The sequence below is a fragment of the Allocoleopsis franciscana PCC 7113 genome, assembly GCF_000317515.1.
GTDB lineage: Bacteria > Cyanobacteriota > Cyanobacteriia > Cyanobacteriales > Coleofasciculaceae > Allocoleopsis > Allocoleopsis franciscana.
Map to the genome: position 1 here is coordinate 6234425 of NC_019738.1, position 22434 is coordinate 6256858.

The following is a 22434-nucleotide window of genomic DNA, read 5'->3' on the forward strand; positions in this document are numbered from 1 at the left end:
GACTGGCACAAACCGTCTTTTAAGTGATTAGTTAAGACTATGTTCAAGTCTTAGCTAACGGGTGGACACCCAACCTCAATTAAATATCCCCCCGCCTCAATCACAAAGTCATCGAAGTCATCGTCTTTGCCGGGGGCTTGGGGTAACCCATCATCATCCCAGGCAATACGGCTGCCAACAATGCCGCCGCGATCGCCAGAGTTTAAGCTGCCATCAAACACCGCTGCTAGGCTACTAGAAGACAATACAGTGCGTCTGGTTTGACCTGTAGGACTTACAGATTCTAGGTAAAACGCATAGCGTTTGTTGGCTTGAAACGTGAACTCATTGAGCTGATTTTGTACGGTTCCGCCTTGAACTGTCCCTACAAAATCTAGAGATGTGCCAATGTTGTTCTGACCCGGAGAACGAGTCTGAGACTGTCCTGTCCCAAACTGATCGTATGGTTTGGTTTCACTAAAAAGGACTTTCACCGGTTGACGCGTGTCGAGATCAACGATACCGATGCTTGATTGATAGGCTCCGTGGGACTCTTTGAATTCAAATTCAACGGTGGTATCGACAGGAAACTGGATCACCTGATTCCCAAAAGAGTCCTGAGCTTGGACGGGTGCTGCAAAAGAACCAAACAGTCCTGATGCCATAGCTCCAATTAATAGTCCAAGCCCAGCCGTGCGCTTACGCTTGATCTGTCTCATGGTCTTGTTACTTCTCCTCAACTTACAGAATTGCTGTTTAATCGATTGCGGAAATTACCAACTGGCGAAGTCCGAACGAGAGACACTGCGTTGAGCTTGTTCTACGGTGGTTCTCAAGCTTTCCGCTTCAGCTCGTAATTGTTCTAGCTGCCGACAAGCAACGGGAACTTCGGCGGTTTCAGTAGAAGGGCGTCGGGAAAAGCGGCGAGTCGTCGGGGCGCTTTGTTCGATTTGGGCGAGGGCGACATTGCAAGCCTCAAAGGCGGCTTCCGATTCCCGATTCACCCGTGAAATGTTCTCTAGTAAATTTGGGTCGAACTTGCCATCTGAACCCAGCATGGGTGGTATGTTGTTCCAAATGTTGGTTCCCGATATGTCGGAAAAGCTACCAAAGCTACTGGGAACTTTTTGGGCTTGTACAGAAGGAACCATTAGCCCTCCCGCGACAACGGATAGACTGACAACCCAAGCGATCGATTTCATGGCATTCATCTGATGTACTCCTCTTCCTTAAAACCGAAATGCGGTTCCAGCGCCTAAGACAAATCGTGGTGCGTCACCGGCCCCCACAAGGTCGCGCACGGCTGGGGTAATGACAAAGGGAATGTTTCTGAAGGGGGCGATGGAAACACCTAATCCTAGGTCTGTCCCCGTCCACTCCGCAATAAAACTCACCGGTCGGGCAACCCGGACAGCCATATTCCCAAACACGTTAGCGTTATTGTCACCGGCTTTCACCGCACCGTTGGAGCGGTACTGTCCATCTCCTACACCCACAGTGAAGGCAACGCGGCTGAAGGGTTTATTCAGAGAATCTTGGGTGCGGAAAACCTTGGTAATTACCCCATATTTCGACTGTTCAAAGTCGTTGCGACCGATATTGACTAATCCATTTCCACCAACTGCAACCGATAGATCTTGCCCTAACCGACGATGCAGTTTGGCATTAAAGCCACCTTCACCAAAGGAGTCATTGGTGGTTTCAAAGGTATAAGATAGCTCGACACCAACGGCTTTATCCGCATCGCCTAAGCCAACGCCAATACCCCCAGTACCGACAGAACCTTCATCATCTTCGGTGGTGTCTCGCACGGTGGGTTGATAGGTACCGCCGAGAAATACGGTGTTTTTGTCAGCACCATATCCCACAGGGATATAGATACTCAGGGCTGGTGATGCGCCAGATTCTTCTTCTATTTCTGGCACTATCAGTTTAGGCACAGCGACGGGGCGAGGACAGCGACGGACTGCTCCTTGGGCAATCTGAGTGCCGTTAGTATTAGCCATTGCGATGCAATTAGCCCCGGCTTCGGGTTTAGCCTCGGCAACCAACTGGCGGCTGTTTGTCGTGGATGGCTGGGCAACCTTTGCATCCGGACGAAGTGCCTCCGCATTGGAGATAACGGTACCGTTCTCCCTTTGGGCTACAAGGGAAGATTTGGCGTTTAGGGTGTTATCAATTCCAGACGGGTAGACATCGGGAGTTGATAAATTGGTGAGGTTGTGATCCGATTTAAGGGCTTGAACCTCTGACTGTAGAGTAATGGGGACAGCTTGCCCTTGATCGAGTTTGGCAGTGGCTTCCGTTTCCTTGGAAGTAATACTAGAAGTTTCACTAGTTGCCTCAGAAATTACGGATTTCGGGGCAGACTCTTCGGATGTTATACTGTCACTTGCTTGGGCTGTTAGTCCACCCGCTAAGAGAACAGTTAAAGTACAGAAAGCAACGGTAGGAAAGCGCATAAATTCCTCTCGCAGAACTCACACCACTTCGTGCGCGAAGTAGCTTTTTCCAAATCAGGTTTCGGCTTTTGCCTTACTCACTGATACAAACTTACAGGCGCAGATCCGGATTGAATAGTTCCTATGGCTTCCTCAGCTTCACAGAAGCCTCACAATTGAGTTGCTTGTGTAAATTCGCCGCGCTTTGTGGTGTTCGCCGTAGCGATTTTAGAGGTGTCGATGCCAGACGTAACCAGGGAAACGTCTTTCACCTAACCTTACTCTTGCACCTCATGGGCTAGGTAGTGGAAAATTGATATAGAGGGACTACATCACTTGATGCGGTTAACTTCTTCTTGTGTCTCTCGTTACTGATTATCTATTGAATTCGTCCAAAGACTACTTTGAATGGATTGGGTTCAGGAATAGTTCCATTATGAAAGTATCAATTGAAGCTTTTGAGCCAACGAACGGCATTCCTGGAGAAGTTCGCTATGAGTTTTCCCTCGGTGACATTTTGATTGGTATTGCCTTAATTTCGACAACGTCAGAATTTTACTTTCTCCACTTTATTACTGTGATGCCAGATGATCGAGGAAAGGGATATGGTTCGCTTATGCTGCAAACCATTTGCGATAAGTTTAATGATAAGCCCATTCACTTAGAACTTGATGCCTCTAGTCCCTTAGGACTTGATAAGTTGAGAGCGTGGTACGAAAAGTATGGGTTTATTTATTTGGGGGGTGAAAATATGGTGCGAGAGGCATCTCCCCTTTGCAGACACTTCCAAACATTATGGTCTCGTTGAGAAAGGGTTACCTTATTTTCGTACCCCTAGATAATAATATAAACCCAAGACGGTAATATCAGGAATTTTTAGGGCATCCACTCCAAAACAATCCCCACCCGACTATCTTTATCTTCCCGCGAATTTTGCTTCTGAATATCGGTAGATAAGCGCAAATTTTGGGTAACCGCATAACCAAAGGAAAGCGTCGTCATCCCCACTTCATCTCGACTACCGGGTGAGACAAAACTCTGAGTTAATGATACATCTGCCGCCCCTGTGCGAGATAACGCTAACATTAACCTTGCCCCAACATTGACGCCATCGGTTGAAAAATTCCCTGTCGTAAGATTTCGATAACCCACCTGTGGCGCAACATTCACATAACTCCCCAAGGGAAATACATAGTAACGCAAATCGGTGCCGAAGGACTCACGTTCCCCATTAAATGAGCGTTGATAATCTCCACTCACTGTTAAGCCAGTGCGACCAATAAACACATCTTCCACACCCACATTAAACCCCCCCGCCTGTCCCGTCGAGGGAAATTGGGAGTAACCTAACCGAACGCGAGTGCGAAAACTGGGTTCATGGCGAATCTCTTGCAAAACATTTGGCACTTTTTTCAGCCAGCGCTGCAAAACGGGACTATTTTCAATAATTTCCGGTTTTAAATCTAATTCCTGTGCGGCCGGTTGAGGCGTTGTTTCTAACTGAGGGGTTGTCTGTGTTTGACTCAGTTCTTGGACTACCCCCCTAGCCTCCCTTGGTAAGGGGGAAATAAGAGGTGGAAATTGGCTTTTCCCAGGCATAAAAGTTTCTTCTTGCACTCCCTCCTTACTCACGGGGGTAAGGCGGGAAGCAGGGGAATCAACAACAAAAGTTTCTTCTTGCACTTCCCCCTTACTCACGGGGGTTGGGGGGGTAAGGGAGGATGGGAGGGTAAGAGGGAAATTAGGGGAATCAACAACAATTGAGGAGGTTGTTTCCCCCCAAACCGGTGCATCTGTCAAAAACAAACCCATACCTAACAAGCACCATATCCATCTCAATCTCATCCCATCTCCTTTCGCATCAAGGCATGTGCATAAAAAAAGCGGTTCTAGCACATGCAGAACCGCCGAAATCACAAGTTAGCGGAGCAAACTTTATTAGCGGGCAACCCCTTGTAGAGAAGCCGTCTCAATGGGCTTCATTAGGTATAACCGCAGGAACTGCCAACCATTAGACACATAGAGGGGCAGTTTTTGGAAGAATTGTAAGAATTTAGGCGTGTTGGAAGATGTGATCGCACCGAGTTTCTCATTATTCTTGACGCAGATTTCTAAGCGATCGTAAAACTCTGCCTTATCCACATCCAGAATCACTGGAAACACTCGTGCGGCTGTTTCGTTCGTCTTCTCAATCACATACTTGTCATACTCACGGGCATCTAAGCCTAAACTGGCATAGAAATCAGCCCGCTGGATGTCGTTGAGATACATCGTCGCGAACACCGACAACAAGAAGAACCGACTCCACAGCTTCGCCTTCCAATCATTGAGAAACTGAGGCTGAGCCTTCATAATGGCGTCAAAGAAATCGCCATGACGGTTCTCATCCTGACACCAGTTTTCAAAGAATCGGAAAATGGGATAAATCCGATCTTCGGGGTGTTTCTCCAGGTGACGGTAAATGGTGATGTAGCGCCAGTAACCAATCTTCTCCGAGAGGTAAGTGGCGTAGAAAATAAACTTGGGCTTAAAGAAGGTGTACTTGTGATTCTTGGTGAGGAATCCCAAATCCAGCGACAGGTTGAAATCGGACATCGCTTTGTTGAGGAACCCTGCATGACGTGCCTCATCACGAGACATCAGGGTAAAGCACTCTGCCAAAAGGGGATTTTTGTCTTTTAAACGGCGTCCCAGTTCTTTGTAGAGTAAGAAACCGGAAAACTCTGCCGTACATGAGCGCTCTAAAAACTCGACGAATAATTGGCGCGTTTCCCCATCAATATGCTCCCAAGACTGCTCAAACTCGGCATCCCGAACAAAATGGTGACGATTGTAATCCACTCGGAACTCTTCGAGGATGGCTAAAAGCTCGTCCTCATTGGGCGAGAGATCCATCCGCGCCATTTCTTCAAAGTCGGTGGTGTAGAACCGGGGCGTCAGCAGGGTTTCCTTCGCCGGGACTTTCACCCCTGGTCGTATTTCTTCAAAGCCTGGTTTTTTAAGAGAATCTACCATTTCAAAAGCTGCTGTTTTGTTTGCTTATGATTTTGTATCGAGGGGGGTGGCGATATGTACGTGTTTTGATGCACGCCTATACGGAACTGCTTTTAGAGTCTACCAAGGTCTGGGTTAGTGAAAAACGCTGATTAGGTTAAGAGTTACAACGTTTTTTCAACTTTTGTTACCTTTTGCAGGTTTTATCAGTTCAAACCCCTAATTCCACGCTAACCACTTCTGAGCATTCAGTCGTTGTATCGTGTAAAACACCAACAAGTCTAGCGTCACCTTACGTTCATCAATCATGAAAGACTCTAAAATACTGGCTTTAGCACCATTTGTGGCACAGGAGAACGCTTTCTGTTTGTTGATATCCTCATCCGGGAAATAAACACTGAATTGACGTTGTCCGCTTTGCCAGTTTCCCCTTACCTGCCAGCAGCCACCATTCTGACTTAAGCCAGAAATCTGTATTTTGTCCTTGACAAATGTCACCTCTAAATCTTTAACGCCTTGTTCTGCTAAGGCACTCTTCAAGGCTGGTAAATATTCTTGCTCGATAAATTCATTGAAGGGCTTATCTTCAGGTGCTGGCGGCTTCTCTTTCTTGGCTTTTGCGGCTGCGGCTGGCTTTTTCGCCGCCGGCTTTTCACCTACAGCCGTCGGTTTATCCCCAGTCGCGTTGGGGTTCACCTCTGGATTTGCGGCTGTTGGATCAGGGGCGTTAGCGGAGGGAAAATCCGTTGCCTGCTGTTCATCCGAACTTGGAGTATTTTCAATAGAGGCGGCTGGAGTTCCCGATTCTCCAGCGTTCGGATTAGAAGAAGGAGATTTAACTTCTGCTACCTCTGCCTCTGGCTGAGGACTTTTTTCTTCTGCCATAGCTCAAGTGTTCCTTATCTCTAGATCTGGGCGATCGCTTCGTTTTGGGTGTTTATATATTTCTCTTTAATATTGACACAGGATGTTCAACTGAAAGCTGAATGATGAACTCTGTGTTCACTGGGATTAGATTAAACTACTTCCTTCCTTGATGTTAAGTGTCAGTTCTCTAATTTTCCTTCTTAACTCTTTCCCCTGACAAAATCAATAAAGGGGCACGACATTGCCGTGCCCCTTCTCAATTGAAACTACCCGAAGAAAGGTATTGCTTATAGGTGGGACTTAAGGGAGTCATAGCTCCCAATCCCAAAAGAAATCCTACCGATTGATTGGAGTTTAACTAAACGGATAGATAAATCGTCAGTCAGTATTTTTTTGAGTTCAACCACCTGCCACAGCGGGCACAATGCTGACTTCATCGCCATCTTTAAGAGGTGTATCGGTACCTTCTAAGAATCGGATGTCTTCGCTGTTCACATAGAAGTTCAAAAAGCGGCGGGGCTTACCATTCTCATCACAAAGACGAGATTTAATTCCAGGGCAGCTACTTTCCATGGACTCAATCAACTCACCCACACTGTTGCCAGTGCAGTCGAGGGAAGCCTGGTTGTTGGTGAATTTTTGCAGAGCAGTAGGAATCAGAACTGTTATAGCCATAGACTCGTTATTGGTTGTTGGTAGTTGTGGTTAATCATGAGAGCTGTCAGAATTCTGGGTTGACAACTCTCGCCTGAGGCACCCTAAGTTTTAGTCAAGAGGCACCGCGCCTACCCCAGTTCAAACTTAAATCAGAACTTGTTGCCATTCTAGGCGGTCGAGGGTGTGGGAACGCTCTAATGCCCGCTCAAAACTATCCAACTTCGGCTCAATCGTCAAGGGTTCCCCAATATAGCCTTGAATGGCTTCTTGAGTTTTCAAACCATTCCCCGTGATGTAAACCACGGTCGTTTCATCGGGGTCAATTTTCCCAGCTTCTACCAATTTCTTCAAGACGGCGATTGTTGTGCCACCTGCCGTTTCGGTGAAGATGCCTTCAGTTTCTGCCAACAGCTTCATCCCTTCCACAATTTCTGCATCGCTGACGGATTCAATATTACCCCCAGTTTTTTGGGCAATGTCCACCGCGTACACGCCATCCGCCGGGTTGCCAATGGCAATCGACTTAGCAATGGTGTTCGGCTTAACCGGGGTGACAAAATCCCGTCCTTCGCGGAAGGCTTGAGCGATGGGGGAACAGCCCTCTGCCTGTGCACCACTGAAGCGAACTTTTTTATCGTCAACCAAACCCACTTGAATGAATTCTTGGAAGCCCTTGTAGATTTTGGTGAACAAGGAACCCGAAGCGAGAGGGGCAACAATGTGATCGGGTAGCTTCCAACCTAATTGTTCAGCTACTTCATAGCCGAGGGTTTTAGAGCCTTCAGAGTAGTAGGGGCGTAAATTGATATTGACAAATCCCCATCCATGTGTATTAGCAACTTCACAACAAAGTCGGTTGACTTGGTCGTAGTTGCCTTCCACAGCCATGACGGTGGGGCTGTAGATTAGGGTACCGAGAACTTTACCCGCTTCTAAGTCGGCGGGAATAAACACGCAACAGTCTAAACCGGCGTGAGCTGCGATCGCGGCTGTAGAATTCGCTAAATTACCCGTACTCGCACAGGATACCGTCGAGAAACCAAGTTCTTTCGCTCTAGTTAGAGCAACGGACACCACCCGATCTTTGAAGCTGAGGGTGGGCATGTTAACGGCATCATTCTTGATATAGAGGTTTTTCAGACCCAAGCGTCGTGCCAAGCGGTTCGACTTCACTAAGGGCGTCATGCCGGTACCCACATCGATGGGGTTATCGGTCATAACGGGTAGGAAGGGACGATAGCGCCAAATGGAATTCGGGCCAGCCTGAATTGTTTCGCGGGTGACATGACGGCGGAGGGCGTCGTAGTCATAGCTCACTTCCAGGGGACCAAAACACTCTTCACAAACGTGTATGGCTTGGGGTTCGTACTCTGTCCCACATTCTTTACACTTTAAGGCTTTAAACGTGGCAGATGTCTGTTGTGTCTGGTGTTGGGTCGCCTGGGTCATGGCTGCAATCCTCTGTAGTCCGTATAGATCCGTCAACAATCGTCTGATAGTAACACGGGTTACAAATCCCGTCAAACATACCCGACTTTTTTTGTCGGGATTAATTTTCGTAGAGTTTCCCAGGGTTCGAGTTCCTCGTCTCTATTGGTGTTGTTTTGGGACGTAAAACTATTCCTTTAGATGACGAGGGTTTGGGGATATCTCGCTGAAGATGAGCCGGAGAGGGATGAGCTAATCGAGTCGGAAAACCTTTTGCCACCATCTGGCGGTGAACCTCGTCCCAATTCGGGAGGCTACAGTCTTCTTGTCGCCAGTGAACTACAGACGCTTCATCACACCAATCCTGAATATGCGGCATCACGCTGCGATGTGCCCCTGAATTACGATAAATCTTCATTGCCGCCTGTTCCTCCCAAGCGGTTATTGTCCAAAACGTTTGGTTTGCGTCTCTCAAAAGCTGCCCTCCCAGAAACCCAGGAGTGTTGGCACTCTGCCTTGCCGTCAGCCAAACATTCCATAAGAACAGTGGGAGGAATAGAGGCGATCGCACATGTAGACGTGTCACTGAAATAAACGTCATGGAAGACTTCTCCTGGAAATGCTGTTTTATATGCAACTAATCTAATATAAGATTTATCACTTATTCAACTAGTGATATATAAAACAATTTCTTAATCAGTCGTGATAAGCGGAAACTTTTCAGCCACCGCTAACGGGTGGAATCAGTACCACTTCATCGCCCTCTTGGAGAATGGCGTCTGACTCAACAAACTGGAGATTGACACCAAAGCGGGTGAGGTTGCGCCATTGAGCGAGTTCTGGGTGTTCGGTAATCAGGGTGTCTAGTACAGCCGATACGGATGTTTGTGGGGGAAATTTCAGCGCTAGTTCTGGAACACCGTAGGCTTCTTGGTAGGCAGCGAATAGTTTGACAGTGACAGTAACAGAAGATTCAGACATAAGAAGTGATAAAAGAAGATTGCCCCACAGGAGCGGGATAAACTTAGGGTACGTCTCGATTCGAGTTGAAATCCAGAGCCAACGGACACAGCTAAACTGTCATGGTGCAACAAATCAGCGAAGTACTTGTACTGGAGGATGGACAAACGCCGCCTTCAGGAACTACGACTCCACCCCGAAAGCCCAATTGGTATGACACATTTAGTTACATCGCGAATCCCGATCGCTTCTGCCGCCAAAATCTAGAACAGTTTGGCCCTATCTTCAACACGGGTGTTTTTGGTGGCACCACCATCTTTTTGGGTGATGCGAAGGCGATTCAAATGGCGTTTAATGGCGACTTGAAATATACAGAGATTGCCTTGCCCAGCACCACGATGGATATGTTCGGCGAGTACAGTCTGTTTCAGCGCCCTGATTTACATCGCCAACGTAAAAGTGCACTGCGTCCTGGACTGACGGGTCAAGCTTTGGATGGATACCTACCTTACATTAATGATGCGATCGCACAAGGCATTCAGAGCTGGACTACCCCTAGTCGGATGGCATTGTACCCAGCCGTAGAGCCAATCTGCTTTGACGTACTCGTTCCCTTACTGCTGGGAGTTCGCTTGGATGACTCTGATCCAACAACGTTCGAGGGATTGCCTGTATCCTCCAAAGCCGAACTGAAGGCGTTATATAAATCATTCTTTGACGGATTTTATGGCTTATCTAAGTGGAAGTCTTCCTTAACAGCTTACGGTCGAGGACTGAAGGCACGCGCCGCACTGATCGATTTTATGCGTGCAGTTGTCAAAAAGCGGCGGATAGAGGGTAAAGCGATCGACCCCACGACGGACTTCCTCGCGATGATGCTGGTTAGCCAGCAAGAAAACCCGGATGGAGTCTTTAGTGATACCTTGATTGAGAACCAATGCCTTTTGGAGTTGTGGGCATCACATTACAATATCTCCGGACTGGTGTGTTCACTCATGTACCAACTCGGACGCCACCCACAAATAGTACAGAAGTTGCGGGAAGAGCAGGAACGGGTGGTAGATGGACAGAGCAATGTCAGCACATTCTCATCCGCTCATTTAAAGCAGATGGAATTTCTGGAGGTGGCAATCAAGGAGACACTGCGAACCTTACCTCCCAGTTCCACCGCTAACCGCCGACTCACCAAGTCTGTAGTACTGGATGGCGTACTGTATGAAAAGGGCTGTGTCCTCATTGCAGAGCCTCGCCTTGCCCACATCAGGTCCGAACACTTTCAGGAACCAGAGGTATTTGCTCCGGAGCGTTTTCTGCCAGAACGGGGCGAAGGCAAGATGTATGAGTTCATCCCGTTTGGCGGCGGTGTCCATGCCTGCCTAGGGGCACAGATGGCGATGTTGGTGACTAAGGTGTTCGCCTCTCATCTGCTGCGTCGCTTTGACTGGACGCTAACCGGTGAGCCTCAGTTTGTGCAGTTTCCCCTCAAGAAGATGAAGGATAATTATCAAATTGACATCACACGGCGAGGGAATTAACCTTGATGCTGACTGCCATTGCTAGTCGGTTCACCCCCTGCAAGATGACCGGCAACTTTAGCCACATCAACACCTGTGGCTTGACGTAGCTGTTCTAAGAAAGACGCCATCTTTGTCACATTGCTACCATTTTGAGCATCAATTACCGTTAAGTTTTGTACCTCCACCTCCGGCACTCCAGCCGCCATCGTTTTGAGCAGGGGTTCTAGCTTCTGCAAGAGGAAGATTTCGCGTGCAGATGCACCTGCTGTCTTCCAAGATTCCGCCAAGCGTTTTGTTCCGGCGGCTTGCGCCTTGCCGTCTTCCACGATGCGTGCGGCATCTCCTCTGGCTTTGGCGATCGCTCTTTTACATTCTGCCTCTGCGGGTGCCACGACATCCGCCTGTAACTGATTTTCTACCTGCTTGATGCGTTCAGTTTGCACCGCCACTTCAGCCTGAACCCGCGCCACCTCGGAACCCACGACAGACTCGACTTCAGCGACTACCGCCGTTCGCTTCGTCAGCGCATCTCTGACTCGACGTTCCGCCTCCGCCTTCGCCACTTGCAAATCCCGCTCAATGCGTCTAAGTGAGGTCACTCGTTCATTTTCCGAGGCTTGGATAATAGATTGTGCTCTAGCTTTGGCTTCCGCAATTCGTGCATCTCGCAACAACTCTGCCTGCTGTTTGCGTCCAATCGAATCTAGATAGCGAACTTCATCAGAGATATTTTTGATTTGCAAGTTGTCCAACACTAACCCCAGCTTTTCTAAGTCATCTTCCGCTTCTTCCAATAAGATTTTGGCAAAAGCTATTTTGTCTTCGTTCACCTGTTCAGGTGTTAGACTGGCTAAGACGCCTCGCAGATTACCTTCTAAGGTTTCTTTTGCTAATTGTTCAATGTCTTTACGGCTTTTGCCCAACAGACGCTCGATCGCATTATGAATAGTGGGTTCTTCGCCCGCAATTTTGATGTTCGCTACCCCTTCTACGGTTAAGGGAATCCCCCCTTTCGAGTAGGCATTAGATACCCGTAGTTCGATAATCATGTTAGTCAAATCCATGCGGAAGGCACGCTCTAACAAGGGGACTTGAATACTGCTACCCCCTTTGACTAAGCGGTATCCGACTTCCTTTCCATCGGCGATTTGGGTACGATTTCCGGCAAAAATTAGTACTTCGCTGGGCTGGCAAATGTAGTAAAAGTTGCGAATGACGAGGAAACTTGCCCCAGCACCAGTACCGAAAATTCCTAGGAGTAAAATGATGAGTTCCATGATTTTTTAACGCAGAGGGACGCAGAGGTTTACGCAGAGGGACGCAAAGTTTTTTGTAGGATAGATGGAGGGGAAGGAATGTCTAACCTTCTCTTTTCATTTCCCATAAAATTGATTTTTTTGATTACTTTGACGGTTGAGGGTGCCTAGGACATCAATGCCTAAGGTTTTCTCAACATTTTCTAGGAAATTACAAACAATCTCTGGATAGACTTTGACTAAACTGGCTAAAGATTTACCATCGCCGTTGTCAATGACATTCACTTTGTCAAGTTGAATTCGTTTGGGAATTTGTACGGCTTCCTTGAGTACCATTTCGATTTGCTGAATCAAGAACAACTCGGAAGCCTCGGTACCGGTTTCTTGCCAAACTTGGGAGAGGATATCGTTGACTAAGGCGGCGGCTTTGGCATTTTCTTCTAAGAAGGCAGCATCTCCTCTGGCGCGGAGTTCTTTTGCCTGTCGTTGCGCTTCTGCTGGCAGGACTTCATCTACCTCTAGACGTAGGCGTTCTAACTCGGCTCTAAATGCTTGGAGTACTTGTTCGGCTTTGGCTTTTTTTTCTTTAGCTGCTGCTGTGGTGATTTCTTCTTCTGAGCGAGATTTTTGTTCAAGTTTTGCCTTAATTTTACGGAGTTCGTTCTCTTTTTCTAAGATGATAATCCGGTTTTGAGTTTTGGCAACTTCGGCATGTTCTTCGCATTCGGCTTCTATCTGTTCAGCTTCGGCAATTGCATTGGATTCAGCAATTTCCGCATCTCGGATAATTAGGGCAATTTGCCTGCGACCTAAAGATTTAAGATAGTCTACGTCATCGGAAACACTTTGAATTTTTAAGATATCCAATTGTAGTCCTAATTTAGTTAAATCCCGACTCACATCGGAGGCAATTCGTTCGGCGAAACTAAGCCGATCTTCGTTGAGTTCTTCAGGGGTTAGGGTAGCAACGACTCCACGAAGATAACCTTCCAAAGTTTCTCGTGAAACGCGGGTAAGTTCGGAGCGATCACGATCCAGAAATCGCTCGATCGCATTGCCGACCACTGCCGGATCGGTGGAGATTTTCACATTAGCGATCGCCTGGATATTCAGAGGCGTTCCCCCCTTGGCATAGGCATTCTTCACCTCTACCCGTACTGGCATTGTCGTCACGTCCATGCGCTTAATGGTTTCGACAATAGGGATGCGAATGGCTCGTCCTCCTGTTAGCACGCGGTAGCCAAGTTCTTGCCCATCTTTGGTACGTCGTTTGCGTCCTGAAAGGATTAAGACTTCGTTAGGTTTACAGATGCACAAAAAGGACTTGAGAAACCAAACAAATACAATAACGCCGAAGATAGAAAGAGCGATGGGAAGGCTGGTAAAAAATAGCCCTTCAAAGCCATTTCTTTGATTACGGGTTGGGCTATTGGGTGGAAGTTGTGCTAACTGTACGACTGCAACATCTTGCTCGAAAAATGATTTAAATTGAGGTTGAATGTTCATAATTACCAAAGTCTAAAGACAGACGTCAAATGTCCAACGTTAAAACAGAAAACTTCGCTCTACAGTGGGATTGAGCTATTTTTATAGACCCGTTCAAGGTGAAATAGGTTAGTTCATGACTGAGCAAGAGAATCTTCGGACACCACCCACACCTTATTTCGCTTCATTGCTACCACAAATATGCGATCGCCTGGGCTAAATTCTCTCGGTTCGTCCGTGAAGGCAATAAAATCAACCAAAGATCCTTTCACATTCACACGCACTTTCCCTTGAGTGTTAGAGTCAAAAGGGATTTCGACGGTACCAGAACGACCCACTACATGATTGGCACGGACTAGACTATCCACCGCTTGGTATCGCTGTTGGATACAAATGAGCCACACGATCAGTGCACCCAACACAACACCAACAACAATTGAAATGCCAGTAACGATTAGGATGAGCTTATTCACAACCACCCCCATCAAGGGTTTGATACAAACTTAGATTGGCATTCCTGCCGAACTCCTAGAGGTTCTGTGCGAGTTATAAGGGTTTACTACACCAGCGTTTGTCTCCATTCCTAACCGTCCTTTAATTTCTGGCAAAGGTTAATTTTGGTGAGGGCAGGCAGGAACGCTTGCCCCACTTTGTTGTACTTATCTCCGTGGGATTGTGACTTATGCAAAAAAATCTAATGAAACTCTCGGCGCCTACGGGGGTTCGTGAAACAGCAACTTGGCATACACGCCCTCGCTTCCGGGCATAGATTGCAGCCAATAACCTTCTTAATCGCTGATTTTTGCGGGCAAATCATCCCCCTGCTCGATAACGCTCAATTCTGGTTCAATTTTTCGCGTCTTGCCATCAAGTAAGGCGCTAACCGTCATATCCCCCATTACATTAATGGCAGTGCGACAGCGATCGAGGAACCAGTCTACAGTAATCAGTAAAGCGATGTACCGAGTCGGCAAGCCAACTGCCGTAAATACCAGCGTCATCGTTACCAATCCCGCCTCTGGAATCCCGGCTGCGCCTACCGAGGCAAAGATAGAGGTAATTACGACAATTAACTGCTGGGGAAGACTCAAATCTAGATTCAGGACTTGAGCAATAAACAAAGCCGACATCGCCTCATCCTCATAAAGAGCCGTGCCATCATTACTATCACTGCTACCACCACCAAAGCGGTTACTAGTGCTGTCATCACTACTGCTGTCACAGCTATCTAGTAAGTCACTCCAGTCACGGCGATCGCTGCTGTTACCAACAAGCAAAAACCCAAGCAAAAAGTGACCCAGAGACTTTAATTTACCTGAATAATGCCCGAATTAATGCTCAGAAATCTCCGTTTTTTACGATTGCGGTAGCTGTCCCTCTGGATACGAGTTCAGAGGGTTTTAATTCGGGTTTATAAATTTTACGGGGCGTTGCCCAAGCCCAAAATGAATTTAACCAAAAACAAAAAGGAGTGAGGATTAAAATATTAATTGCGGATGATGGCAATAAATCTGCTCATGCTAAACAAATTGCCAAGGATTTAGTGAAAAAGAAAGAGATACTTGCCGTTGTTGGTCATTTCACCAGTGATTCAACCCTAGCTCCATCAAAAATCTATCAACAAAATCAGTTGCTTTCTATTTCTCCCACTAGTGCAGCGCGGCAGAAATAACCCACCAGTCCAAAAAGGTTAAAAAGCTTAGTTTACAAGCGTCCTTACCTTCTGCCTTCTGCCTTCTTTCTTCTGCCTTCTCCCACTAGTACGTCTGAAGATTTATCAGTCCGAGGAAAGTCTCATTCCCCCAATTTCTTTTTTCGCACTGTGCCGAGCGATCGCGTTACCGCTCAGGCATTGGCTAACTACTTGAGCCAACAAATAAATTTACAGACGGCTGTAGTATTTTATAATTCTGGTAGTCAATACAGTAAGTCTCTACAACATCAATTTCGCGAAAGCTTGGGTAAGCAGGGAGGTAATGTTGTAGACGAGTTAGACTTATCGACCCCTATGCTGAATTTTGGTTCAAGTCCAACTTGATCCGCAGGGGAAACCTGTCTTTATCTCTTTACAACCAACCCGTTAAGGGGAGCGGGGGAGCATTTAGATATAAACTCTCCTCACCCTTCTTTCAATCGTGAAAGCGAGAACAATTGGGTGTTCCCATCTGTCACAGCATCTCCTCAATCCGTTGGAAATCTTTTTCGATTTCCGCCCAAAGAGAACGGTTATGGGGGTCTGTTTTGAGGGCTTTTTTCAGATAAATTCTCGCCTTATCCAATTGCCCTTCCTGGATCAGATGGCGTCCCCAACTAATGTAAGCGATCGCCTGCCACTGGCGCACTTCTGGATCGAAAGGAATGCGCTGCGCTAAACCTTCAACCAGTGCGATCGCCCGCGCAAAACGTCGGCATTTCAGCAGTTGTTGAAGCTGTTCATAAGCATTCCACTTTAGCTGTTTGTCCATGTCCGACAGGGGTGGAGTGTAATGTACTACCGGTGGCTTACGAGTCGCCTTCGCGGCTGCTGGCGATCGTGGCATTCCCCCAGCCTCCTGAGGGGCACTTTTCGCCGCCACCGTTTGGGAGGCGCTAGATACCGCCGCACTCCCCACCGGTTCGTTAATCACACTCAACAGAAGCTTATAGGCTTCCGTCAACTGAATAAATTTTTCTTGGGTGAGCCGATCTCCTGCATTGACATCAGGATGATACCGACGTGCTAGACGCCGATAAGACGCCTTAACTTCAGCCAGGGAAGCTCCATACGTTAAACCCAACAAGCGGTAGCAATTCGCCAGATCCATCGATAAGGAAAAGCTGTGATGAACTTGACGCCTTAAAAAGGGAACTTTAGCATGTTTGAGCCTTCCACCGCTATAAACAGTGGAATTTTGGCAACTGGGGTAGCCCCATGGCTTGACCCAGAGCTAAGCTACACCTTTCTACGGCAAAGACAACAGTATAAAATGTCCGTTCTATCCTTATACGCACAAGACTCGACCCAAACCGCCATTTTTGTCGGGAATACGCTAATTTTTCTGCTCAAGGTTCTGGCGTTTAGGGACAGCCAATGCAGTAGATTTCCCCGATGAATATCGTCATTTAGCAGGCAAGACGCCCCAAGAGGCGTCTCTACCCTAAATTAAGCCCACGAGGGAGCAAATCGGATTGTTCGCTAGCTTTCCGTTAAGAGTCACTCAGGAAACGACCTGATCGCTCCGTCTCATCCTAGAGCAGGGTGGCAGAAATAACTGACCCGCTAAAATCTCCCCTGCTCCCCTGTCGTCGTATGAACTCCGGCCCCGCTCCCCTGCTTGCACAGAGGTGGTCAGAAACTTTTGCCGGGATGCACTAGTTTGGCCTCTCTTCAATCACGCGGTCAATCAGCCCATATTCCTTCGCCTCTTGAGCCGACAAGAAAAAGTCACGATCCATGTCTTTCTCAATCTTCTCAAGGGTTTGACCCGTATTGTTCGCGTAGATTTGGTTGAGTTGATGCCGGATGCGGATAATTTCTCTGGCTTCAATCTCAATATCAGTGGCTTGTCCGCGCGTACCCCCAGACGGTTGGTGAATCATAATCCGGGAGTGGGGTAATGCTAAGCGTTTGCCCTTCTTCCCCGCCGCGAGTAAGAAAGAACCCATCGACGCCGCCAGTCCGACACAAATGGTCACCACATCGGACTTAATGTGCTGCATGGTGTCATAAATAGCCATGCCGGCTGTCACCATGCCACCAGGGGAGTTGATATAGAGATAAATATCTTTGCTGTTGTCTTCCGAATCCAGATAAAGCATCACAGCAATGATCTGATTGGCAATTTCATCATCAACCTCTTGCCCTAGAAAAATGATCCGTTCCCGGTAGAGACGGTTGTAAATATCAACCCACTCTGTGTACTGAGATCCAGGCAGCTGATAGGGGACTTTGGGGATGCCAATGGGCATAATTCGCTCCGAATTAGAGAAAAGATTAATTAAAAAGTTAAACGCCCTTGAAAACAGCGGCTAGAAAGGAGAAAAAGGTCTTAAGAAACACCCGCCGCCAGGGCAGGGGGAACCTCCGTGGTTTCCAGCACGCGGTCGATCAGACCATACTCTTTCGCCTGTTGGGGCGTCATGTAAAACAGTCGATCCATATCTTTGGCAATCTTTTCCGATGGCTGACCGGTGTTGCGAGATAGGATATCGATCATCGTGGCCTTATTCGCCAACACTTCCTTCGCCCGAATTTGAATATCCGTGGCTTGACCGCGAGTATAACTCTTGGGCTGGTGTAGAACGATGGAGGCATTCGGTAAACTGGCTCGACAGCCTTTTGTTCCGGCTGACAACAACATCGCCGCCATTCCCATCGCTGAACCCAGGCAAATGGTATGGATGGGGGGCTTGATGTAACTCATCGTGTCACAAATGGCAAAGGCTTCTGTTTCAAAGCCAATGGGTTCGCCATCGTAACGAGAGGTGCCGGTGGAATTGACGTAGATTTTGATCGGCTTGTCAGGGTCTTGGTACTGCAAAAACAGGAGTTCAGCTATGATTAATTGGGTTACTGCTGGCACCAAGGGCATACCCAGATAAACAATCCGCTCGTTCAGCAACAATGAAGGTAAGTCTGGCGGCGGTGTCCGGTAACTGGTATTACCGTAGTAGGGTGACTGAACAGCCTGAATGGGTAAGTTCATGGTGTTTTGGGCTGCAATAATGACGCTATCTTTAAACATAGTAACGTGCCAGTGAGCCTGCCTGTGGCAGTCTTTTGAGATACTTCTACGTTGTTGTGGCACTCACGAGGGGGCGTCATTGTGAAGTGTCCTTATTGACCATCCCTATTCCGTAGTACTAGCGTATTGGCAGAAAGTTGCTATTAGTACGTTTTGCTTGCTCAGGAGCCTTTTGTCATGAAAGTTGGTTTGCACTCTGCTCTAAATGATGCCCATGTTGATGCCAATCAACCCAGTAGTCAGCGTCAGCTGTCGATTGCGATCGGTGCGATCGCATCTGGGCAAGTTCGCAATGTCCCGTTGAATTTGTGCCTGGTTCTCGATCACAGTGGTTCGATGAACGGACGCCCTCTGGAAACCGTGAAAAAGGCCGCGATTCAATTAATTGAGCGCTTGAATCCAGGCGATCGCATTTCGATCGTAGCCTTTGATCACAGAGCCAAAATCTTGGTCAAGAACCAGGTGATCGATGACATCGATGGTGTGATCAAACAGATCAAACGTCTGTCGGCCGATGGGGGTACAGCGATTGATGAAGGTCTCAAGCTGGGAATTGAAGAAGTCGCCAAAGGCAAGACAGAGACGGTGTCCCAGGTGTTTTTGCTCACCGATGGTGAGAATGAACATGGCGACAACAAACGCTGCCTCAAATTAGCGGAACTGGCAACCAGCTACACCATTACGTTGAACACATTAGGCTTTGGATCGAATTGGAACCAAGATGTCTTGGAAAACATTGCGGATGCTGGAGGGGGCACCCTATCCTACATCGAACGCCCAGAACAAGCCGCTGATGAATTTGGCAGACTGTTTGAGCGTGCTCAATCGGTGCAACTCACCAATGCCTACCTTCTCTTCTCTTTAATGCCTAAGGTGCGGCTGGCAGAACTTAAGCCCATTGCTCAGGTCGCTCCAGAGACGATTGAATTGCCCGTGCAACGAGAGGGTGACAAGTTTGTGGTGCGCTTGGGAGATTTGATGACGGATGCGGAACGGGTGATTTTAGCGAACCTTTATCTGGGACAACTGCAACAGGGGCGTCAAGCGATCGCCAATCTGCAAGTTCGTTACGATGACCCCGCCGTGGGGGCAGAAGGTCTACTCTCGGAAGTGGTGTCGGTCGAGGCAGATGTTCAGGGTGTTTATCAACCCGCTCTCAATTCTGAGGTGCAGAAGTCTATCCTAGCTTTGGCGAAGTATCGGCAGACTCAAATTGCGGAGGCCAAATTGCAAGAGGGCGATCGTGCGGGTGCGGCAACAATGCTACAAACGGCGGCAAAAACAGCCCTACAATTGGGTGATCAAAGTGCCGCTACCGTGCTACAAACCAGCGCCACTCGCTTGCAAGCCGGGGAAGAACTTTCGGAAGCCGATCGCAAGAAAACCCGCATTGTTTCCAAAACCATTTTGCAGGAATAAGGGAGCTGGGGAGCTGGGCCGGAGCTCTGTCTTTTTATATAAACTCTCCTCACCCTTTTTTAAATGGGTACATTTGGGATGCTCCCGTCCTCAACTGATTAGAACTTTGCATAAATAGCTCTTAGCCCTTAAATCTAAAGGGTTCTAATTTCTTTTGTGATATTTTTATTTTCGCTCAATTTTGTTTTTTAAAATGAGCTAACTGGATTGATCCATTTTATATTTATCAGAGATTTTTAGCTGAATTAATACTTTTTAATTTCAATAATTTTATCCAATTAGAGTTTATTAATTGTGTAAATTCATCTAAAATACTTGTCATTTCTTGATTCCGTAAACTAACTTAAGATAGTTGTCGCTTTGGAAATAATTTATTAGTTTGAGCCATGCATCCTGTATGATACATGATACCGAGTTGCGTTCAAACGTAGTATTTTCTCTCCCCCTTGTCTTCCTTGTCTCCCTATCTACTATCTTTGACTGCAACTTGGTATGAATTACCAGCCTACAATTATTCTTCGGCTAACAGCAATAGCCTCTGAAATTATCCGGAATAACAGATTGTCAACTGAAAGTTGAAGTTAGGTGTTGCCAGAATTAATACCCAGTTGCTATCAAAGTTAGCAGACTTTTTCCCCTGCTCCCTTGTCCTCGTATGAGTTCCGGTTCTGCTCGCCTGCTATTTCTGATCTATTTTGTTTGAACGCAACTTCGTATCAGCGGCTAGGCACCTCAACTGGGTACGACGAAAACGCCAAACCTTTACGCCTAAATTTTAACAGCGAATCTGAATCAGGAATTTAAAGGCTGAACAGCCTATCAAGTTAGTCTCATCATTGATTTCATTTCAGCTTGAGTGAGCTTAGGAGCATCCACAAAATAACTTACTGAATAAAACTGATGCAGACCCAATAGAGTAAATCAAAGAATTTTTATTATTAACATTTTTATTGATTATCAATTGTAAGTCCCTAGGAAATATTTACATGAAAACTCAAATAGGTTCAAATTTTCTAGAGAGATACAGATTTAAACAATCTAAAAAAGCTCAAGTTATTGAAACTTTTCAGAAAGTCCAGTTTAGTGGTCAACTAATATGGGTAGCTCCTAACAATGAAAAAAGATGGAATCTTTATTTCTGTCAAGGTCGCATTATGTATGCCACAGGTGGAACTCATCCAGTCAGACGCTGGGCAAGAAATATAGCCGCTTATTGTCCTCAAATTCAGGTTAATCTGACCGAACTGCAAAACGAGCTTTTGAAGCTTAATCTTGATAGTTTCATCAGTAGCTGGGAATACCAGCTATTTGGCTTGTGGATAACACAGAAAAAAATTACCGAAGACCAAGTTGAACAAGTCATTCAATCCGTCTTAGAAGAGGTGATTTTTGATTTGTCGCAAGAGGATGGCTTGACTCATCAAATCAATGAATATCCATGTACATCTCAGCCACTTGCCGTGATTGATGAGCAACAAGTGATTGCAGATGTTCAGCAGCTTTGGCAAGCGTTGTGGAATGCTCAAATTGTTGACTATTCTCTCAATCAGGCACCTATTATTAAGCAGCCCAAACTCTTAAAAGACTGCACATCAGAAAGGGTTTATCAGGCTCTAATTAAACTGCTCAATGGAGAAAATACTCTGCGCGATTTAGCAATCAAAATGAAGCGCAATGTCGTGCAAGTGATTCGTTTACTTCTCCCTTATCTTAAATCAGGAGTTGTAGAATTTATTAGCATCCCCGATTTACCTGATCCAGTGGGTCGAACAGTGCTGAATCTACCGTCTCAGCCGCTCAATCCCACTAAACCACTCATTGCCTGTGTAGATGATAGTGCTGCCGTTTGTCAAACTCTAGAAAAGCTTTTAACCGCCGCAGGTTATCGATTTATCAGCATTAATGATGGCCTGAGAGCGCTGACAAGTCTCTTATCCTCTAAGCCAGATTTGATATTTTTAGATTTGATGATGCCCAATACCAATGGTTATGAAATTTGTAGCCAATTACGCAAGGCTCCGTCGTTTCGGAATACTCCCATTGTAATTTTGACGGGTAATGATGGCATTGTCGATCAAGTTCGAGCTAAACTTTTCGGTGCATCAGATTTTTTGAGTAAACCCGTCGATGCGGGGAAAGTCCTCAGCACAATCTCTAAACATTTATCGCCGAATGAGTTAACTTAAAAAAGGGTGCAAGTTAAAGGTTAAAAAATTGTAGACGCTTTCATTAATTTATCCTAAGATAGCGACCCATTTTAACCTTGAATCTAACCAATATCGGTTGTTTGATCACTACATTCTGTTGTTTTGCACTCCCATTAACTCTATGAACACTGCCCTAATCATTGAAGACTCCTTGAGTGAACAAGAAATCATATCAGGTTGTCTGCTGCAAGGAGGTCTTAATGTTTTAAAAGCCAACAATGCAGAAGAAGCGATCGCCAAAATCAATCACCAAAAACCGGATGTGATTATCTTAGACGTAGTCCTACCCGATCGCAGTGGATTTGAATTGTGCCGTGAACTCAAAGCCAAAGCAGAAACCAAGCAAATTCCAATTGTGATCTGCTCAACCAAAGGAGGCAAGCTGAATCAACGGTGGGGCATGAAGCAGGGAGCAGACGCTTACTTAGTCAAACCGATCGACCAAGTAGAACTCGTGGATACTGTTAAAAATCTGCTCAAAAGCTAAGCCTTAACGAGAA

At 46.7% G+C, this 22434-nt stretch carries 24 protein-coding genes and 1 pseudogene; 8 read left to right on the forward strand and 17 right to left on the reverse strand.

Annotated features, from left to right (window positions below):
* Positions 1-50: 50 nt before the first annotated feature.
* Genes MIC7113_RS25550 through MIC7113_RS33840 form a run of 3 tightly spaced genes read right to left on the reverse strand, consistent with a single transcriptional unit; the run spans position 51 to position 2441 of the window.
* Positions 51-698 (reverse strand): hypothetical protein, encoded by a 648-nt coding sequence (locus MIC7113_RS25550; protein ID WP_015185098.1) that lies wholly within the window; start codon positions 696-698, stop codon positions 51-53.
* Positions 699-752: 54 nt separating this feature from the next.
* Positions 753-1190 carry a hypothetical protein gene (locus MIC7113_RS25555; protein WP_015185099.1) on the reverse strand — a complete coding sequence of 146 codons (438 nt, stop codon included), beginning with the start codon at positions 1188-1190 and terminating at the stop codon, positions 753-755.
* A gap of 18 nt (positions 1191-1208) precedes the next feature.
* Entirely contained in the window at positions 1209-2441 is a 1233-nt protein-coding gene (locus MIC7113_RS33840; protein ID WP_015185100.1) for a hypothetical protein, read from the reverse strand.
* A 415-nt stretch (positions 2442-2856) separates the two neighbouring features.
* Between MIC7113_RS33840 and MIC7113_RS25565 the strand changes: the two genes are divergently transcribed.
* Complete coding sequence (locus MIC7113_RS25565; RefSeq protein ID WP_015185101.1) at positions 2857-3228, forward strand: GNAT family N-acetyltransferase; 372 nt, start codon at positions 2857-2859, stop codon at positions 3226-3228.
* A 68-nt stretch (positions 3229-3296) separates the two neighbouring features.
* Here MIC7113_RS25565 and MIC7113_RS38315 read toward each other — a convergent pair whose 3' ends face one another.
* The 7 genes from MIC7113_RS38315 to MIC7113_RS25600 form a co-directional block, all read right to left on the reverse strand.
* Positions 3297-4019, reverse strand: a complete 723-nt coding sequence (locus MIC7113_RS38315; protein ID WP_315889692.1) for a hypothetical protein — start codon at positions 4017-4019, stop codon at positions 3297-3299.
* A 339-nt stretch (positions 4020-4358) separates the two neighbouring features.
* Complete coding sequence (acsF, locus tag MIC7113_RS25575) at positions 4359-5435, reverse strand: magnesium-protoporphyrin IX monomethyl ester (oxidative) cyclase (protein ID WP_015185103.1); 1077 nt, start codon at positions 5433-5435, stop codon at positions 4359-4361.
* A 198-nt stretch (positions 5436-5633) separates the two neighbouring features.
* Complete coding sequence (locus MIC7113_RS25580) at positions 5634-6299, reverse strand: DUF2996 domain-containing protein (protein ID WP_015185104.1); 666 nt, start codon at positions 6297-6299, stop codon at positions 5634-5636.
* A 381-nt stretch (positions 6300-6680) separates the two neighbouring features.
* The gene (locus MIC7113_RS25585; protein ID WP_015185105.1) at positions 6681-6956 is read right to left on the reverse strand and encodes a MoaD/ThiS family protein; all 276 of its coding nucleotides are present in this window, start codon (positions 6954-6956) and stop codon (positions 6681-6683) included.
* Between the two features lie 126 nt (positions 6957-7082).
* The gene (gene thrC / locus MIC7113_RS25590) at positions 7083-8387 is read right to left on the reverse strand and encodes a threonine synthase (protein ID WP_015185106.1); all 1305 of its coding nucleotides are present in this window, start codon (positions 8385-8387) and stop codon (positions 7083-7085) included.
* Between the two features lie 100 nt (positions 8388-8487).
* The gene (locus MIC7113_RS25595) at positions 8488-8967 is read right to left on the reverse strand and encodes an antibiotic biosynthesis monooxygenase family protein (RefSeq protein ID WP_015185107.1); all 480 of its coding nucleotides are present in this window, start codon (positions 8965-8967) and stop codon (positions 8488-8490) included.
* A gap of 119 nt (positions 8968-9086) precedes the next feature.
* The gene (locus MIC7113_RS25600; protein WP_015185108.1) at positions 9087-9347 is read right to left on the reverse strand and encodes a MoaD/ThiS family protein; all 261 of its coding nucleotides are present in this window, start codon (positions 9345-9347) and stop codon (positions 9087-9089) included.
* A 101-nt stretch (positions 9348-9448) separates the two neighbouring features.
* On the opposite strand from MIC7113_RS25600, the gene MIC7113_RS25605 reads away from it, so the two are divergent.
* Positions 9449-10861 carry a cytochrome P450 gene (locus MIC7113_RS25605; protein ID WP_015185109.1) on the forward strand — a complete coding sequence of 471 codons (1413 nt, stop codon included), beginning with the start codon at positions 9449-9451 and terminating at the stop codon, positions 10859-10861.
* Here MIC7113_RS25605 and MIC7113_RS25610 read toward each other — a convergent pair.
* The 4 genes and pseudogenes from MIC7113_RS25610 to MIC7113_RS25625 all read right to left on the reverse strand — a co-directional run.
* Positions 10858-12120, reverse strand: coding sequence for a flotillin family protein (locus MIC7113_RS25610; protein ID WP_015185110.1), 1263 nt, complete (start codon positions 12118-12120; stop codon positions 10858-10860). The two genes, MIC7113_RS25605 and MIC7113_RS25610, sit on opposite strands and share 4 nt — an antisense overlap.
* Positions 12121-12216: 96 nt before the next feature.
* Positions 12217-13605 carry a flotillin family protein gene (locus tag MIC7113_RS25615; RefSeq protein ID WP_015185111.1) on the reverse strand — a complete coding sequence of 463 codons (1389 nt, stop codon included), beginning with the start codon at positions 13603-13605 and terminating at the stop codon, positions 12217-12219.
* Positions 13606-13718: 113 nt separating this feature from the next.
* Positions 13719-14057, reverse strand: a complete 339-nt coding sequence (locus tag MIC7113_RS25620) for an NfeD family protein (RefSeq protein WP_155898095.1) — start codon at positions 14055-14057, stop codon at positions 13719-13721.
* Positions 14058-14372: 315 nt separating this feature from the next.
* Positions 14373-14762, reverse strand: a pseudogene (locus MIC7113_RS25625) (dicarboxylate/amino acid:cation symporter); the annotation flags it as partial.
* 239 nt (positions 14763-15001) lie between these two features.
* On the opposite strand from MIC7113_RS25625, the gene MIC7113_RS25630 reads away from it, so the two are divergent.
* Positions 15002-15256, forward strand: a complete 255-nt coding sequence (locus MIC7113_RS25630) for an ABC transporter substrate-binding protein (protein ID WP_081594686.1) — start codon at positions 15002-15004, stop codon at positions 15254-15256.
* Between the two features lie 150 nt (positions 15257-15406).
* Positions 15407-15622: an ABC transporter substrate-binding protein gene (locus MIC7113_RS25635; RefSeq protein WP_041780223.1), complete on the forward strand. Its 216-nt coding sequence runs from the start codon at positions 15407-15409 to the stop codon at positions 15620-15622.
* Between the two features lie 130 nt (positions 15623-15752).
* Here MIC7113_RS25635 and MIC7113_RS25640 read toward each other — a convergent pair whose 3' ends face one another.
* Complete coding sequence (locus tag MIC7113_RS25640) at positions 15753-16388, reverse strand: J domain-containing protein (protein WP_015185113.1); 636 nt, start codon at positions 16386-16388, stop codon at positions 15753-15755.
* Positions 16389-16439: 51 nt separating this feature from the next.
* Between MIC7113_RS25640 and MIC7113_RS25645 the strand changes: the two genes are divergently transcribed.
* A complete protein-coding gene (locus MIC7113_RS25645) occupies positions 16440-16676 on the forward strand; it encodes a hypothetical protein (protein ID WP_015185114.1) in 237 nt (78 codons plus the stop codon).
* Between the two features lie 259 nt (positions 16677-16935).
* On the opposite strand, the gene MIC7113_RS25650 is transcribed toward MIC7113_RS25645, so the two are convergent.
* Both MIC7113_RS25650 and MIC7113_RS25655 read right to left on the reverse strand, forming a co-directional pair.
* Positions 16936-17532 carry an ATP-dependent Clp protease proteolytic subunit gene (locus MIC7113_RS25650; RefSeq protein WP_015185115.1) on the reverse strand — a complete coding sequence of 199 codons (597 nt, stop codon included), beginning with the start codon at positions 17530-17532 and terminating at the stop codon, positions 16936-16938.
* An 80-nt stretch (positions 17533-17612) separates the two neighbouring features.
* On the reverse strand, positions 17613-18269 hold the full coding sequence (locus tag MIC7113_RS25655; RefSeq protein ID WP_041781280.1) for an ATP-dependent Clp protease proteolytic subunit: 657 nt from the start codon (positions 18267-18269) through the stop codon (positions 17613-17615).
* A 216-nt stretch (positions 18270-18485) separates the two neighbouring features.
* On the opposite strand from MIC7113_RS25655, the gene MIC7113_RS25660 reads away from it, so the two are divergent.
* The 3 genes from MIC7113_RS25660 to MIC7113_RS25670 all read left to right on the forward strand — a co-directional run bounded on the left by MIC7113_RS25660 (position 18486) and on the right by MIC7113_RS25670 (position 22421).
* Positions 18486-19727, forward strand: coding sequence for a vWA domain-containing protein (locus tag MIC7113_RS25660; protein ID WP_015185117.1), 1242 nt, complete (start codon positions 18486-18488; stop codon positions 19725-19727).
* Positions 19728-20713: 986 nt separating this feature from the next.
* Entirely contained in the window at positions 20714-21913 is a 1200-nt protein-coding gene (locus MIC7113_RS25665; RefSeq protein ID WP_015185118.1) for a response regulator, read from the forward strand.
* 142 nt (positions 21914-22055) lie between these two features.
* Complete coding sequence (locus MIC7113_RS25670) at positions 22056-22421, forward strand: response regulator transcription factor (protein WP_015185119.1); 366 nt, start codon at positions 22056-22058, stop codon at positions 22419-22421.
* Positions 22422-22434: the final 13 nt, after the last annotated feature.